A 13,937-nucleotide genomic window follows, 5' to 3' on the forward strand; every position below is an offset into this window, starting at 1 on the left:
CTGTCGGAACGAGCGAAGGGTCGAACGCCTTGAGACGCACGTCAGCCATCCATACGGAATCCACCCACCGACCGGCCGTGCGCGCGAAGACGGTCATGCGCGCCGGTCTGGCCGCACTCCTCGCCGTCGGAACCTGGGCGTCCGCCGGTGGGGGCCCCGCCTCCGCCACGGTGCAGGAACCGGCCCCCTCGTCGAACGGCGAGGTGTCGGCCGGTCTGCTCACCGCTCTGCAGAGGGACCTGGGGCTCACCGAACGTCAGGCACGACAACGGCTCGCCGCCGAGCGGGCCGCCATCGGGATCGAGACACAGGCGCGCCGCGCCGCCCGGAGCGCGTACGCGGGCTCCTGGTTCGACGCGGACACCGCACGCCTGACCGTCGCCGTCACCGAACCCCGCAGGGCCGGCGCCGTACGCGCCACGGGAGCGGACGTCCGGATCGTCGAGCACAGCGCGAGACGGCTGGACTCCGCCAAGCGGAAGATCGACGCGCTGCCCGCTCCCGGCGGGGTGAGCAGCTGGCACGTCGACCCCGAGGCCAATCGGATCGTGGTGAACGTCGTCGCCGCCGACCGCATGGACAACGATGTCGCATCCTTCCTGGACCGGGCCCGCGAGACCGGCCCGGTCCAGGTCAGGGAAGTGGCCGAGGCACCGCGGGCCTTTGCCGCGGGAACGGTGGGCGGCGACCCGTACTACACGGGCAACGTCCGCTGCTCCATCGGGTTCTCCGTCCACGGCGGCTTTGTGACCGCGGGCCACTGCGGGCAGCAGGGCGCGGCCGTGCGCGGCTGGGACGGCTCGCACATCGGCACGTTCCAGGGGTCGTCGTTCCCCGGCAACGACTACGCGTGGGTGAGCGTCGGCAGCGGCTGGTGGACCGTCCCTGTGGTGCTCGGCTGGGGCACGGTGCCCGACCGGCTGGTGCGCGGCTCGGCCGAGGCCCCCGTCGGCGCCTCGATATGCCGCTCGGGCTCCACGACGCACTGGCACTGCGGCAGCGTTCTCGCGAAGAACGAGACCGTCAACTACAGCCAGGGCGCGGTCCATCAGATGACGAAGACCAGCGTGTGTGCCGAGCCGGGTGACTCCGGGGGTTCGTTCATCAGCGGCGACCAGGCGCAGGGCGTCACGTCGGGCGGCTGGGGCAACTGCAGTGGCGGCGGACAGACCTGGTACCAGCCGGTCAACGAGATCCTGGCCCGCTACGGACTGAGGCTGCACACCGCCTGACGGCGCGGTGGGCCGACTGCGGCCGACTGGGCAGAACGGTCCGCGTCCGCGGGCGGTGCCACCGTCAGCGCCGACGGCACCGAGTCGCCGACCGACTCGTCCGGGAATCGCAAGGCTCTCGGCTACACGCGTTCCCTCCTCCAGCGGGGCGTCGCGCCCAAGGCCATGCTCTCCTTCCAGGAGGCCCAGTCCCTCCAGGCGTTCACCAGCGGGCAGCGGCCTTCCACCGCAACTGGGGTCACGCGTGGGGCGAGTCCGAGAACCGCTAGGTGTCCAAGATCAAGGGCAAGGTGGGCATGACCGCGCTGCCCACCTTCGAGGGCCACCCCTCGCCCCTTCGAGGGCCACCCCTCGCCCGGCTCGTCGAACATCGGCGGCTGGAACATGATGGTCGACCCGCACTCCATGAACCTCGGCGTGACCCTCGCCTTCATCAAGTGGATGACCAGCACCGAGGGCCGGACCATCCTCGCCCGGAACTCGATGATCCCCGCCGGCGCTGCCGTCCTCAGCGACCCGGACCTCGCGGGCGGCCAGCCGTCCTGAACGCCGACGCCATGACCGAACTCGCCTCCCGCCCCTCCAACACCCCTTGCCACGCCCAGGTCAGCAAGGTGCCGTTCGCCCTGACCGGCGGCGGACCGGGCGACGCCACGCAGTCGCTCGCGCTGCTGGGCTGGCAGGTCATGTTCCAGAACCTCGGTTTCGGCCCCACAGCCGCCGTCGCCGCCACGTCGCGCTCACCGTGCCGTTCGCCGTCCGGATCCTGCGGAACTACCTCCTCCATCCCCAGGGAGATGGAGGAGGTCGCCCGGATGGACGCCGGCGCCTCTCCGGTACGCACCGTCGTCTCGGTGATCTGCCGGAGGCCCGGCCGGGCGTGTTCACGTTCACCGCGTGCTGGACGGAATTCCTGATAGCCGTCACGCTGAACAGTGCCGACGCCTACGGCACGATTCCCGTCGGCATGGCCCTGTTCGGCGACCAGTACGACGTCCCCTACGGCACGATCTTCGCCGCCGCGACCGTCTCCGTCCTGCCCATCGCCTGCTCGTGCTCGTCTTCCGCAAAGCCGTCGTCTCCGGCCTGACCTCCGATGCCGTCAAGGGCTGACCCGGCCGCCGCACCACACTCGGCGCCCCGCAACGAAAGGCTGCACCCCCTTCATGACCACGTTCCGACCCGCCCCCGCCTGGCTGGCCGACGCCGTCTTCTACCAGATCTACCCGCAATCCTTCGCCGACTCCGACGGCGACGGCATCGGCGACTTCAACGGCATCACCGACCACCTGGACCACCTCGCCTGGCTGGGCGTGAACACGGTCTGGCTCAACCCGTGCTTCTCCTCGCCCTTCCGCGACGCCGGCTACGACATCGACGACTACCTCCGCCTGGCCCCCCGCTACGGAACCGACGACGACCTCGCCCGGCTCGTCGCGGAGGCGGCCCGCCGGGGCATCAGGGTCCTGCTCGACCTCGTCGCCGGACACACCTCGGACCGCCACCCCTGGTTCCGGGCCTCGGCCGACGACCCGGCCGACCACCGCTACATCTGGACCGACGGCGCGCGTCCCGACGGATTCGTCGCGTCCCCGGGCCGCCGCCCCGGCGCGTATCTGCCGAACTTCTTCGATTCCCAGCCCGCCCTCAACTTCGGCTACGCACGCAGCGACCCGGCCGAACCCTGGCGGCACAGCCCCGACGCCGAAGGACCGCGTGCCAACCGGCAGGCGCTGCGCGACATCATGGACCACTGGCTGCGGCTCGGGCTCGCGGGCTTCCGCGTCGACATGGCCGCCTCCCTGGTCAAGGACGACCCGGACAAGCGCGAGACCGCCGCTGTCTGGGCCGAGCTGCGGCTCTGGCTGGACCGCACCCATCCGGAGGCGGTGCTGCTGTCGGAGTGGGGCGACCCGGCCGTTGCCGTGCCCGCCGGTTTCCACGCCGACTTCTTCCTCCAGTTCGGCGGCCCCACCAACGGGCGTCCGCTGCGTTCCCTGTGGAACAACCGCGCCGGCACCGACAACGACGACTGGGACCCCATCGACTGCTTCTTCGATCCCGAGGGCAAGGGGACCCCCGCCCACTTCGTGGAGGCCTGGCAGTCCGCCACCGACACCATCGGGGACGGCGGCTTCACTGCGCTGCCCACGGCCAACCACGACTTCTCACGGCTCAACTGCGGTCCCCGGACCGCCGAACAGCTCCCTGCCGCGTTCGCCTTCCAGCTGACCTGGCCCACCCTGCCGGCGATCTACTACGGCGACGAGATCGGCATGCGCTTCGTCCCGGACCTGCCCGACAAGGAGGGCAGCGTCCTCGGGCCGCGCTACAACCGGGCCGGGTCCCGTACCCCCATGCAATGGGACGACACCGAGAACGCCGGTTTCTCCACGGCCCCGGCCGAGGACCTCTACCTGCCCCTCGACCCCGACCATGCCCGCCCCTCGGTCGCCGCCCAACGCGCCGACGACGCCTCGCTGCTGAACCTGGTCCGCCGACTGATCGCCCTGCGCCGCGGCTCGCCGGAGCTCGGCCCCTCCGGTTCGGTGGAGATCGTGCACACCGGCTACCCGGTCGTCCACGTACGCGGCGGCCGGTACCTGGTGATCGTCAACCCCGGCGCGGCCCCGGCCGCGATCACGCTCGACGAGTCCCGCACCGCGGGCGCCCGCGCTCTTGAGGCGCGGGGCACCCGCATCGCGGACGGCACGATCACCGCGGAGGGCTTCGCGTACGGCGTGTACAGCCTTGCGCCGGGGGCCTGACCCGCCCGGGCACCGCCCGGTCCGCGCCGGATCATCCCGCGCGGGCCGGCGGCTCGGCCGCCCGGTCGATCTTCCGGTGCATGACGGCCAGGGGGATCGACGGATTGCACACCGCCTGGTCCGCGGTCTCGACGTCCAGCAGCAGTCCCACCAGCACGCGTGTCGGCAGCCGAGGGTGCCGGGACGCCGCCGCGCGCAGACTCGCGTCCGGGTCGTCGAGCAGGTACACGGCCGACGCGGCCGACAACCGGACGTCCTTGGCGGCCCGCAGCCGTATCTCCTCGTCCGGGTCGCGGCTGAACCGCTCCGCCGACTCAGCCGTGGACTCCGGGTCGTCCAGGGCCAGTCGACGCATCCGCGGGTGCGGGTCATCGGCGTACTGCAGCAGGTCACGGCGGGGGAAGTTCGGGTGCGACCGCGGCCGCCCCGGGCGCGACAGGCTGCCGTTCCACCACTGCCACACCTTCGGCAGCATGACGGCGGGCGCGTCGTCGCACGACTCGGCGAGGAGAAGGCATACGACCCGGTCCTCGTCCCGCGCAAGCCGTTCGACGACGTCGGGCGGGAGCCGGGCGGGCCGGGTGGCCCTGCTGCGCAGCAGCAGATGGGACGAGGCGGCACAGCGGCGCATGACCTCGGGGTCGTCGTGCGCGGCCACGACCCAGTCGACGTCGAGGCACCTGGCCCCGGGGTCGATGTCGACACGGATGGCGGCCCGCTGCTCCTCGGTGAGTTCGGGACGGACGGACACCTTAAGCCGTCCTCGTGGCCCTCGTCGACGGCGAGGGCGGCGATCAGCTCGGGTGACACGTGGGGGTTACGGGCGAGGCCCGCCGGCGGGCCGCGGCGGGATCCGCGGCGACGTCTGTTGCGAAGCGGCACGTGTCGAGCCGGTGCTCCAGGGCTCCAGCGTGTCGAAGACGGAGCGGGGCGTCGCTCGTCCTCGTGGTGCCGCAGTAGGGCGGACCGGCGCACCGCGTCGTCCGGATCCGCGAGCAGCGCTGCCCGCCCCGGCGCGTCCAGACGGGGCCAGGCCGTCAAGGGCGGCGGCTCCGGTCGTACGCCCCGTCAGGCCGACACGACCCGGACGCTGTCCATCGACGGGTCGGCGGCATCGGGGATCAGCAGCCCGGCGGCGGCACCGCTGCGGAGGTAGTCCATGACCTCCGCCGTGATCAGTTCTCCGGGAGCCACCGCTGGCACGCCGGGGGGATAGGGGCTGATCATCTCGGCCGCGATCCGCCCCACCGCCTGGGCAGCGGGAACCTGTTCGGCAGGGCCGAAGAACGCCGTGCGGGGCAGCATCACCTGCTCCAGTTCCAGGGCACCCGGTGCGGGCAGGTCCACCGGCGGGCCGCCGTCGATGTCACCGGCCTCGGCGGCGGCGACCAGCCGGGTCAGGGCGTCGAGGAACACCTCCTCCGTCCGGTCGTCGTCGGCGTGCGTGATCACGCCGCTGATCCGGCAGGTGTCCGAGGACCCCATGTCCACACGGCAGTTCGTGCGCAGCCACTCGGCGGCCCGCATGCCGCTGATGCCCAGTTCCCGGACGTCCGCCACGATCTTGAGCAGGTCGAGGTCGGCCGCGAGGCCCGACTCCACGACGTCGCATCCCATCAGTCGCAGGCCCGGCATGCCGTCCACCGCCGCCCGCAGCCGCCGCGCCCGGCGCAGGGCGCCGTCGATGAGTTCGTGTCCCTGCTCCACCATCTGGCGACGCCAGCCGTCGAGGGTCGCGTAGACGAGGGACGAGGCGCTCGTCGTGCCGAGGAGGTCCTCGCGCTGCTTGAGCACATCGGCCGACACCCGGTCTCCCCGCAGGTGGAACACCGAACTCTGCTCGACGGCGCTGCCCATCTTGTGCACGCTCGTGACGACGAGATCGGCGTCCGCGTCCATACCCCAGGACGGCAGGGCGTCGTGGAACGGCAGGTGCGCGCCCCACGCCTCGTCGACGATGAGCGGCACGTCCTCGGCGTGGCAGACCTTGGCCACCCCTTTGATGTCCGCGCAGGAGCCCCAGTCGGTCGGCGTGATCAGCAGCATGCCCTTCGCCTCGGGGTGCTCCGCCAGGGCCCGCTGGACGGCGTCCGGCTCCGGCGGGTGGGCGAGGTTCCGCTCGGTGTCGAAGCGGGGGTGCACCCAGACCGGCTCGACGCCGCTGATGATGACCGCCGCGATCACCGACTTGTGGGCGTTGCGGGACACCAGCAGCTTCTCGCCCGGCCCCGCCACGGCCAGCATCGACGTCTTGACCGACAGGGAGCTGCCGCACGTCGAGAAGAACGCACGTTCGGCGCCCACCGCGTCGGCCATCAGTTCCTGCGCCTGGTCCAACACGCCCTGGGACTCGCGGCGGTCGTCCAGCCCGTTGAGGGACAGCACATCGGAACGGAACACACCCTCGCCCAGTACCTCCAGCACCCGGGGGTCGACCCCGCGGCCCTGCTTGTGCCCCGGCGGGCCGTACACGGTGTCCCCGCGACGGTGGAAATCCGCCAGAGCTTCGAGAACGGGCACACGGGAGTGGTCCATGGTGCGGCTCCTGGTCTCGGATCGGCATACGGCCGGTGCGGCTGTGGGAGACGGGTTGCCCCACGCGGCGCGCTCAAACCGCCGGTTGCCCCGCGTGGGGCCGAGAGCGCCGAAGAATCCTGCGGGACGATGCCGGACGCTGTCGAAAAGGGCCTGCCTCGATCGACGCACAGGTGACAACGGTGCGTCACACACGTGACAGCCGCGCCGCTTGGCGCCGCCCTGGCACGAGCGCGTCCGAACCCTGGAGGAAGAGCACATGACCATCGTCACTGCGGATTTCGCCATGTCGCTGGACGGCTGCATCGCCGGCACCGGCGTGACCGTCGACAACCCCGGCGGGCACGGAGCGGAAGCCCTGTTCCACTGGATCCACGACCTTGCCAGCTGGCGGGAGCGCCAGGGCATGACCGGCGGTGAGGAGAACCGCGACTCACAGATCATGCGCGAATGGTTCGACGCGACCGGCGCGGTGGTCATGGGGCGCCTCATGTACGACACCGGTGAGAAGCCGTGGGGCGACAACCCGCCTTTCCGGGCCCCTGTGTTCGTGCTCACCCATCGGCCCCGGCGGCCCGTGGTCAAGCAGGGCGGCACCACCTTCACCTTCGTGACCGACGGCATCCACAGCGCGCTCGAGCAGGCGAGGGCGGCGGCCGGAGGAAGGAACGTCGACATCGCGGGCGGCGCCGACACCGTGCAGCAGTTTCTGCGCGCAGGACTCGTCGACGAGCTCCAACTGCACGTGGTGCCTGTGCTGTTGGGCGAAGGTCTGCGACTGTTCGACCGTATCGGCCCGCAGCAGCGGAAGCTGGAGCCGATCAGGGTCGTCGACACACCGCGCGCGACGCACCTGAAGTACCGCGTCCTGAAGTAGGTGGCGTGGCGGGCCGGCTCGGCCGGGTGGCCCGACGCGGCCGGCGACCCGAGGCGCACCGCTTGGCCAGAAGGTTCCGTCAGGGGCTACGGTGCTGAGGTGGTGATCAGTGGGGAGAACTCGGCGTCGGGTACCGCGTTGCTGCTGGCAGCGGCCCCGGCCGGCAAAGGCCGCCTTGTCGACGCGGCGTCCGTGCTGCCCGCGCTCGCCGCCGTGCCGGCCCCGGTGCTGACCGGCACGAGGGACGCGGCGGCCACCGTCATCGAACTCGCCGACCCGCTCGACCCGCAGACCGTGCTGACCCGCATCCGTGCCGCGGCCGCCGCTCCCGGGCCGCTGTTCCTGTATATGGCCGGGCAGTTGCATGTCGACCGCAGGCAGAAGCTGCTGCACTTCGCCCTCGCCCGCACGACGCCGGCGACCGTGCGGTACACGGCGCTGCCCTGGCACTGGCTGGCCGGCGAACTCAGGATCCGCCGGCCGGGGACGACCACGGTGGTGGTCGATCTGGTCGCCGACGACGAGGCGTTGCAGCAGGTGCGCCAAGGGTACGCCGACCTCGGCCCCGGCACGCTGTTCCAGGGCAGGATCGCACCCGCCCCCGGGCGCCGTACGGTTGTGTCGCCTGTGTACCTCAAGGCCATGGCCGCGATCTGGCGCAGTGGCGCGCGGCCGTCCCTCGCGCAGTTGCACGAGCAGGCCGCCGCGCAGTCCGGACCGGCCGACGGCGCACTGCTCTTCCCGCTCCCGTCCGGCAGTGCGACTGCCCCGACTGTCCCGACCGCCGTGTCCGCCGTACCGGCCCCGGCGGCCCCCCACCCGCAAATGCCGACCCCGGCCCAGCTCCCGGGTCCGGCGGGACCTGCCGCCGGCGCGGCCGAGAGGCGAGACGCCGCGCCGTCGGCCAATGTGTCCACCCGGCACCAGGTCCCCGCGCGACCTGCCGCCGCCGACGCCGAGCCCCCGGGTCACGCCTGGACCCAGGCACCGGCCGCCGCCCACGCCCAGCAGCAGGAAACCGCGCGCCCTGCCGCTGTCGCGGCCCATCCCCCGGGCACGGCCCCGCCGGGACCTGCCGCTGGCGCGGCGGCCCGCGCGCCCGTGGCCACCGTGCAGCCGGCCGCCGCGGCCGGCGACCCTCATCCGGCGATCCTCGCCGCGGCGCGCGCCGGCCGGCACACCGAGGCCGCCGCTGCCGCGGCGGCCTGTGAGGCTGATGCCCTGCGCGCGTACGGACCGGGTTCGGTGCAGGCACTCCACTGGCTGGAGGTACGGGCCGACCTCGCGCGTCTCGCCCAGGACCCCGCGCGCAGCTGCGAACTGTGGATGGCCGTGGCCGATGCCCGACTACGCCGGCAGCAGACGGCCGACGACCCCGACGTCGAAGGCGCGGTCGACCGCGCCCACCACCAGTGGGAGCAGATCCGCGACGCCGCACGTGCACGCCGACTCGCCCCGGAGCTCGTACGGTTGCGCCGACGGGTGCCGGGCCGTCAGCGCGGCGCACTGCAGTTGCTCCAGCGCAGACTGGAGCAACTGCAGTCGGGGCCGTCCGTCGCGACCTGAACGCTCCCGCGCACCAACAAGTCGGACGCCTCCTGCCCCGGTCATCAGGTATGTCGGCCTCGATCCGCTTCTTGCGGATCCGGCCTGTGACGGGTTCGTCCTCAAAACGCCCCTCGACCTGAAGCCGGACCCGTTCCACCGGTTCGGTCCGGGTCTCGACCACCGGCCGCTCCTCGTACAGCGGGACGTCGTGGCCCCCAGCGGAGGTCTCCGAGCCGGACGTCACCGCGCCGACGCCCCCGCTTCTGCGATGCCCCCCGCTTCTGCGATGCCCGCCGCTTCTGCGATGCCCGCGGCTCCGGCCGCACCGGCAGCCGCGCTCCCGGGACGGTTCGCGTCCTGCCATGCGGCGTCTCAGCCGATGCTGTAGTACCTGTACAGGCGCTCCTCCTCCTGGCGGGAGAGGTGTCCGCCGGCGTCGACGTCGACGTGGGGAGCGTCCTTGATGGTGTTCTTGGGGTAGGGCACCTCCAAGTGGTCCTCGACCATGGTGGCGTCCCGGATCGGAACGAACGACTCGTTGGTTCCGAACAGACCGGTCTGCACACTGACCCAGTCCGGTTGCCCCGTGGCGTCGTCGACGAAGACATGTTTGGCGTTGCCGACCTTGTTGCCCTCGGCGTCATAGACCGGTCGGTCCAGCACCTTCGGTATCTGGTCACGGGTGATCACTTGCTTCCTCCCTCTCGCGCGGCGTGCCTTCCCCGAGCGCGGGTAACCGTAAGAAATAGCGATAAACAACCACCAAAGGGACGTCATCGCGCTGAGGGGAGGAGTGATCCCTGGCCTTCCGTCCAGGCCCGAGCGCAATTAAGTTCTGATCGGTAACGGAATGGAATCACGACAGGAGGCATCGTGCGTGTCAAGGACTTCGACCACGTCGTGCTCAACGTCCAGGACGTCGAGCGCGCCCTGGAGTTCTACTGCGGACCGCTCGGCCTGGAGCCGGTCAGAGTGGAGGAGTGGCGGGCGGGCAAGGCGCCGTTCCCTTCGGCGCGGATCAGCCCGACGAGCATCATCGACCTGGTCAGCAGGCCGCGCGGCGAGTCCAACGTCGACCACATCTGCCTCGTCGTCGACCCGATCGACTGGCAGGAGGTCGTCGACTCCGGCCGGTTCACCGTCCTCGAAGGCCCGGTCGAACGCTACGGCGCGCGGGGCGACGCGCAGTCGATATACGTGCAGGACCCGGACGGCAACACTGTCGAACTGCGCTGGTATCCGCAGGACGCCGCAGGCTGAGGCAGCCCGTCGACGCCCGGCACCGCCCGTGACGTCGGCCGTCACGGCACGAGCGGGCGGACCTCCTCGGCCACGAACCGTACGAAGCCCACCGGGTCCGGCTCGTCGGCGGTCGGCTGGGGCACGACCGTGTCGACCCTGGCGTCCGCGAGTCGTTGCACGGCCTTGGCCACCGCGCCCGCACCCCCGGCGACACCCCAGCTCAAGCCCCGACTCGCCGTGGGAGCCGTGAAGTTCGGCCCTCAGTCGGTCTTCGGCGCCGGGTCCGGTCGCGGCGTGGGCGTAGACGACCACCTGATGGGGCTCGGTGCGTCCGCCCGCGGTGCGTCCCTCGTCGATGAGCCGCTGGGCCCGGCGCACGCCGTCGACGGACACGCTCGCCTCCAGCAGCGTCCCGTCGGCCACTTCGCCCGACAGCGCGCAGCGACTTGGGCCCGAGCGCGTCGGCGAGCACGGGAGGCGCGGCCGTGGGCGGCCAGTCCAGGGCGACGCCGTCGAGCCTCACGTAGCGGCCCTCCACCGTCATCCGCTCACCGCCCAACAGCGCCCGCATCCCCGCCAGATGCTCGCGCAGCAGCGTGAGCGGCGACTCGACCCGCGCACCGACCTGGCCCATCCAGTCCTGCACACCGTGCCCGAGTGCCGGCGTTACGCGCCCGGAGAACAGCCGCAGGAGGGTGGCGGCCTTCATCGAGGTCAGTGCAACGTTGCGCAACGGGACCGGCAACAGGCCAACGCCCACCCGCAGTCGCTCAGTCCAGGCCAGGGCGGCCGCCGCGGTGGCAATTCCGCTTTCAGGGAAGCAGTCCTCCCAGAGCCACAACTCCTCCAGTCCTGCCGCATCGGCCGCACGGGCCATGGCAGGGAGCCGCTCGGGTGGCAACTGCGGCCGGAACACAGCGCCGAGAGCAGTCGTGGAGCCCATTCCTACTGACCCGCACGGGCGCCCCACAAGACGGCGCGACAGCACAACGCCCCAAGACGGCGCCCACCACATGGCGCTCACAACCCGACGCCCAGCTGCGGCGCTCACGTGCGCGCGTCACGCGTCGCACGGCCGGCTCCTCGCGGGATCACCGGGCGCCGCGGGTGAGCACCGCCCGCAGTCCGACCGTTGCGCCGGGCGCGGAGCGCCCGTGGAGCGGGACCGGTCGGCCATCCAGCCCGCCGGCAGCGAGGATGCGACCTCGGTCTCCCGCAGAACGGCGTTGCCGGGGTTCATGATGGTCACTTGGGCGGATGTCGATCGGCGCGCGGCGACGGTGGCACCACCGAGCGCCGCCGGTACATCGGGCGGGCACTCGCGCCGCACGAACGAGCCGTGCCCCACGAACGAGCCGTGCCGTACGTCCTATGAACGGCCCTGCGTTGCGACGTGAACGTCTCATCGCCGGCGCTGCAACACCTCGGTTCCCGGGGGTCACACCAGGTCCGACCTGCCCGTTTTTCGGCTGACATGCGAGCCATGTCGGGTCGTGCAACGCTGAACGCGCCCAGACCCCCACCTCGAAGGAGCCACTGATGGGTATCAAGGACCAGTTCCGGGACAAGGCCGAGCAGCTCAAGGACGAGGCGCAGAAGCGCATGGACGATGCCAAGTCGCGCGGCCGGCAGCAGTCCGAGGAGCGTGCCCGGCAGCAGCGGAAGCGCGGCCGGCAGGCCGGTGAACCGCGCCAGGAGAGGCTGGACGAGGACCAGAACCGCTACCAGAGCTGATCCGGGCGTCACGTGAGACGAAGGGGCGCACCCTTCCCGGGTGCGCCCCTTCGCCATGGGCACCGGCCCGCCGGATGGTTCCGATCCGTTCACCCCGGCACAAGCGGTCACCGGCCGATGGGCGCCTGGACGGTCCGCCCGCGGCGCGCCGTCCGCCGGTGACGCAAGGCAATCCCTCATCGCCGAGTGCCGCGGAGGCCCAACTACAGTCGGGGAGCAGCCAGTACGCACCCCGGAGACCTCCTTGACCCAGCACCTCACTGTCGTCACCGGCGGCAGCCGCGGAATCGGCGCCGCGATCTGCCAGCGCCTCGCCGCCGAAGGCCACGACGTGGTGGTCGGCTACCGGTCCGACGAAGCCGCCGCGCTGACCGTCGTCAAGGCGGTCACCGACACCGGGCGGCGCGCGCTCGCCGTCCCTGTCGACACCGCCGACGAGGCGTCCGTCGACGGGCTGTTCGACCGTGCCGCCGAACTGGGCGCCGTCACCGGCCTCGTCAACAACGCGGGCATCAGCGGCCCCAACGGCCGCCTGGCCGACGCCGATGCCGAGGGCATGCGCCGCGCCCTGGAGGTCAACGTCCTCGGCTACCTGCTCTGCGCGCGCAGGGCCGTCCGCGACATGACCGGCACCCGCGGCGGCGCCATCGTCAACATCTCCTCGGCGGCCGCGACGCTCGGCAGCCCCGGCCAGTACGTGCACTACGCCGCGACCAAGGCGGCAGTCGACGCCATGACCGTCGGCCTGGCCAAGGAGGTCGCCGCCGACGGCGTACGCGTCAACTGCGTCGCGCCCGGCGTCATCCGGACCGAATTCCACGAGGATCCGGAGCGCCCCTCCAAGCTGGCCGGCACCATTCCGCTCGGCCGTGCGGGACGGCCGGAAGAGATCGCCGGGTCCGTCGCCTGGCTGCTGTCCGACGACGCGTCCTTCACCACAGGTGCGGTGCTGCGCGTCGCGGGCGGCATGTAGCCGACGGGGGAGCGCGCGGACGCCGGGACGCTCGGTCCGCGGCGGCGGTCCGCGGCGGTGCGCACGACCACGCTCAGTGCGGGCGACGTCAGCCGGCGGCCTGCTCCGGCACCGCCTCACGCAGCACGCCAACCTTGTCGATGCGGTGCTCGGGGTTGCCCCGGTCGTCGCGCCAGAAATTGCCCGCCGCGTTGTCCTCGGGCGTTGCGCAGGTCGAGATCGTGATCATCGCCTGGGTCGGCCGCTCGCCGGGACGACCGGGGACGGCCGCCCGCTGCTCGGCGAGGGAGCGCTCGGAGCGGAACGAGGTCGTCCTGGTCTCTGTGATCTCGTACTCGTACACCTTGCCGCCCGCCCGGACGAACACCGATGCGCCCTCGTCGAGCGACGGCAGATCGCGCAGCGGACCGCCCGCGGAGAGGCGGTGCGCGGTGACCAGGTAGTTTCCTACCTCGCCGGGACCGACGCCGCCGTTCTCGCCGTAGGGGCTGGCGCCGACGCCACGGTTCTGTATCCGGGTGCCCGGCCAGTCGTCGGTCGTGCCCTCGTACGGGACGACCTTCAGCTCCTTGAGCCCGATGGACGGTATGGACAGCAGCGCCGTCTCCGTCCGGGGCCGGGACGCCTCGGGGGCCGGCGTTGCGGACGCCCTCTCGACCGCGGGCTCCAGTGGCGTCACCGTGGGGGCTGAGGGGGAGGGAGAGGGCGGCGCGGAGGGCACACCGCGGTCGAGCGCGGTGGACGCGCTGCCTGCGGTGAGGCGCTCCGCCGCCGCGCCGGTGTCCGCCGCGGCGGTGCATCCGGCGAGCACGACGACGAGCCCGCTCGCCACGGCGAGGGGAACAGCTCGGAGAACAGTCATGGGAATCCGGGATCGGTAGCCGGGGAGACGGCCGGCGCCCGGCGTGGGGCACGCCGATCACACCAATGGCCTCTTTTCAGACACAACGACGTCATTCGGCCGGATGTTCCCCTGTCTCGGCCGGAGTACGTGCCCCAGCGGATCGATGCAGGTCAGGCGCTTGTGT

16 protein-coding genes and 1 pseudogene are annotated in these 13,937 nt (G+C 72.0%); 10 read left to right on the top strand and 7 right to left on the bottom strand.

The window, feature by feature from the left end; translation table 11 throughout:
• Positions 1–77 precede the first annotated feature (77 nt).
• The 5 genes from J7E88_RS09135 (at position 78) to J7E88_RS09155 (ending at position 4,000) form a co-directional block, all read left to right on the top strand.
• The gene (locus J7E88_RS09135) at positions 78–1,232 is read left to right on the top strand and encodes a S1 family peptidase (protein ID WP_215179103.1); all 1,155 of its coding nucleotides are present in this window, start codon (positions 78–80) and stop codon (positions 1,230–1,232) included.
• 384 nt (positions 1,233–1,616) lie between these two features.
• On the top strand, positions 1,617–1,778 hold the full coding sequence (locus J7E88_RS09140; protein ID WP_215179105.1) for a hypothetical protein: 162 nt from the start codon (positions 1,617–1,619) through the stop codon (positions 1,776–1,778).
• A gap of 11 nt (positions 1,779–1,789) precedes the next feature.
• Positions 1,790–2,149: a hypothetical protein gene (locus J7E88_RS09145; RefSeq protein WP_215179107.1), complete on the top strand. Its 360-nt coding sequence runs from the start codon at positions 1,790–1,792 to the stop codon at positions 2,147–2,149.
• The gene (locus tag J7E88_RS09150) at positions 2,113–2,322 is read left to right on the top strand and encodes a hypothetical protein (RefSeq protein ID WP_215179109.1); all 210 of its coding nucleotides are present in this window, start codon (positions 2,113–2,115) and stop codon (positions 2,320–2,322) included. Before J7E88_RS09145 ends, J7E88_RS09150 begins: the two co-directional genes overlap by 37 nt.
• Positions 2,323–2,398: 76 nt before the next feature.
• A complete protein-coding gene (locus J7E88_RS09155) occupies positions 2,399–4,000 on the top strand; it encodes an alpha-amylase family glycosyl hydrolase (protein ID WP_215179110.1) in 1,602 nt (533 codons plus the stop codon).
• Positions 4,001–4,031: 31 nt separating this feature from the next.
• On the opposite strand, the gene J7E88_RS09160 is transcribed toward J7E88_RS09155, so the two are convergent.
• Together J7E88_RS09160 and J7E88_RS09165 are read right to left on the bottom strand one after the other, a co-directional pair.
• Entirely contained in the window at positions 4,032–4,751 is a 720-nt protein-coding gene (locus J7E88_RS09160) for a hypothetical protein (protein ID WP_215179112.1), read from the bottom strand.
• 317 nt (positions 4,752–5,068) lie between these two features.
• Positions 5,069–6,535, bottom strand: a complete 1,467-nt coding sequence (locus J7E88_RS09165) for an aminotransferase class I/II-fold pyridoxal phosphate-dependent enzyme (protein ID WP_215179114.1) — start codon at positions 6,533–6,535, stop codon at positions 5,069–5,071.
• Positions 6,536–6,794: 259 nt separating this feature from the next.
• Here J7E88_RS09165 and J7E88_RS09170 point away from each other — a divergent pair, with 259 nt between their 5' ends.
• Both J7E88_RS09170 and J7E88_RS09175 read left to right on the top strand, forming a co-directional pair.
• The gene (locus J7E88_RS09170; RefSeq protein ID WP_215179115.1) at positions 6,795–7,412 is read left to right on the top strand and encodes a dihydrofolate reductase family protein; all 618 of its coding nucleotides are present in this window, start codon (positions 6,795–6,797) and stop codon (positions 7,410–7,412) included.
• Positions 7,413–7,511: 99 nt separating this feature from the next.
• Positions 7,512–8,978 carry a hypothetical protein gene (locus J7E88_RS09175; RefSeq protein WP_215179116.1) on the top strand — a complete coding sequence of 489 codons (1,467 nt, stop codon included), beginning with the start codon at positions 7,512–7,514 and terminating at the stop codon, positions 8,976–8,978.
• A 118-nt stretch (positions 8,979–9,096) separates the two neighbouring features.
• Here J7E88_RS09175 and J7E88_RS36985 read toward each other — a convergent pair.
• Positions 9,097–9,324, bottom strand: a pseudogene (locus tag J7E88_RS36985) (hypothetical protein); the annotation flags it as partial.
• 8 nt (positions 9,325–9,332) lie between these two features.
• Positions 9,333–9,650, bottom strand: coding sequence for a PRC-barrel domain-containing protein (locus J7E88_RS36990; protein WP_308307432.1), 318 nt, complete (start codon positions 9,648–9,650; stop codon positions 9,333–9,335).
• A gap of 183 nt (positions 9,651–9,833) precedes the next feature.
• Here J7E88_RS36990 and J7E88_RS09185 point away from each other — a divergent pair, with 183 nt between their 5' ends.
• Positions 9,834–10,220, top strand: coding sequence for a VOC family protein (locus J7E88_RS09185; RefSeq protein WP_215179117.1), 387 nt, complete (start codon positions 9,834–9,836; stop codon positions 10,218–10,220).
• Positions 10,221–10,261: 41 nt separating this feature from the next.
• On the opposite strand, the gene J7E88_RS37365 is transcribed toward J7E88_RS09185, so the two are convergent.
• Both J7E88_RS37365 and J7E88_RS09195 read right to left on the bottom strand, forming a co-directional pair.
• Positions 10,262–10,426 (bottom strand): hypothetical protein, encoded by a 165-nt coding sequence (locus J7E88_RS37365; protein ID WP_215179118.1) that lies wholly within the window; start codon positions 10,424–10,426, stop codon positions 10,262–10,264.
• Positions 10,423–11,217: an LLM class flavin-dependent oxidoreductase gene (locus J7E88_RS09195; protein ID WP_374196259.1), complete on the bottom strand. Its 795-nt coding sequence runs from the start codon at positions 11,215–11,217 to the stop codon at positions 10,423–10,425. Before J7E88_RS09195 ends, J7E88_RS37365 begins: the two co-directional genes overlap by 4 nt.
• Before the next feature lie 524 nt (positions 11,218–11,741).
• Between J7E88_RS09195 and J7E88_RS09200 the strand changes: the two genes are divergently transcribed.
• Together J7E88_RS09200 and J7E88_RS09205 are read left to right on the top strand one after the other, a co-directional pair.
• Positions 11,742–11,936 carry a hypothetical protein gene (locus tag J7E88_RS09200; protein WP_215179120.1) on the top strand — a complete coding sequence of 65 codons (195 nt, stop codon included), beginning with the start codon at positions 11,742–11,744 and terminating at the stop codon, positions 11,934–11,936.
• 244 nt (positions 11,937–12,180) lie between these two features.
• Positions 12,181–12,909 carry an SDR family NAD(P)-dependent oxidoreductase gene (locus J7E88_RS09205; protein WP_215179121.1) on the top strand — a complete coding sequence of 243 codons (729 nt, stop codon included), beginning with the start codon at positions 12,181–12,183 and terminating at the stop codon, positions 12,907–12,909.
• Positions 12,910–12,997: 88 nt separating this feature from the next.
• Here J7E88_RS09205 and J7E88_RS09210 read toward each other — a convergent pair whose 3' ends face one another.
• Positions 12,998–13,771, bottom strand: a complete 774-nt coding sequence (locus J7E88_RS09210) for a class E sortase (RefSeq protein ID WP_251022360.1) — start codon at positions 13,769–13,771, stop codon at positions 12,998–13,000.
• Positions 13,772–13,937: the final 166 nt, after the last annotated feature.

Source organism: Streptomyces sp. ISL-10, assembly GCF_018614575.1.
GTDB lineage: Bacteria > Actinomycetota > Actinomycetes > Streptomycetales > Streptomycetaceae > Streptomyces.

Bases quoted from the DNA above. Each gene is read 5' to 3' on its own strand.
- J7E88_RS09140 (WP_215179105.1), top strand. From the start codon at position 1,617: ATGATGGTCGACCCGCACTCCATGAACCTCGGCGTGACCCTCGCCTTC.
- J7E88_RS09145 (WP_215179107.1), top strand. From the start codon at position 1,790: ATGACCGAACTCGCCTCCCGCCCCTCCAACACCCCTTGCCACGCCCAG.
- J7E88_RS09155 (WP_215179110.1), top strand. From the start codon at position 2,399: ATGACCACGTTCCGACCCGCCCCCGCCTGGCTGGCCGACGCCGTCTTC.
- J7E88_RS09165 (WP_215179114.1), bottom strand. From the start codon at position 6,535: ATGGACCACTCCCGTGTGCCCGTTCTCGAAGCTCTGGCGGATTTCCAC.
- J7E88_RS09170 (WP_215179115.1), top strand. From the start codon at position 6,795: ATGACCATCGTCACTGCGGATTTCGCCATGTCGCTGGACGGCTGCATC.
- J7E88_RS09195 (WP_374196259.1), bottom strand. From the start codon at position 11,217: ATGTGGTGGGCGCCGTCTTGGGGCGTTGTGCTGTCGCGCCGTCTTGTG.
- J7E88_RS09200 (WP_215179120.1), top strand. From the start codon at position 11,742: ATGGGTATCAAGGACCAGTTCCGGGACAAGGCCGAGCAGCTCAAGGAC.
- J7E88_RS09210 (WP_251022360.1), bottom strand. From the start codon at position 13,771: ATGACTGTTCTCCGAGCTGTTCCCCTCGCCGTGGCGAGCGGGCTCGTC.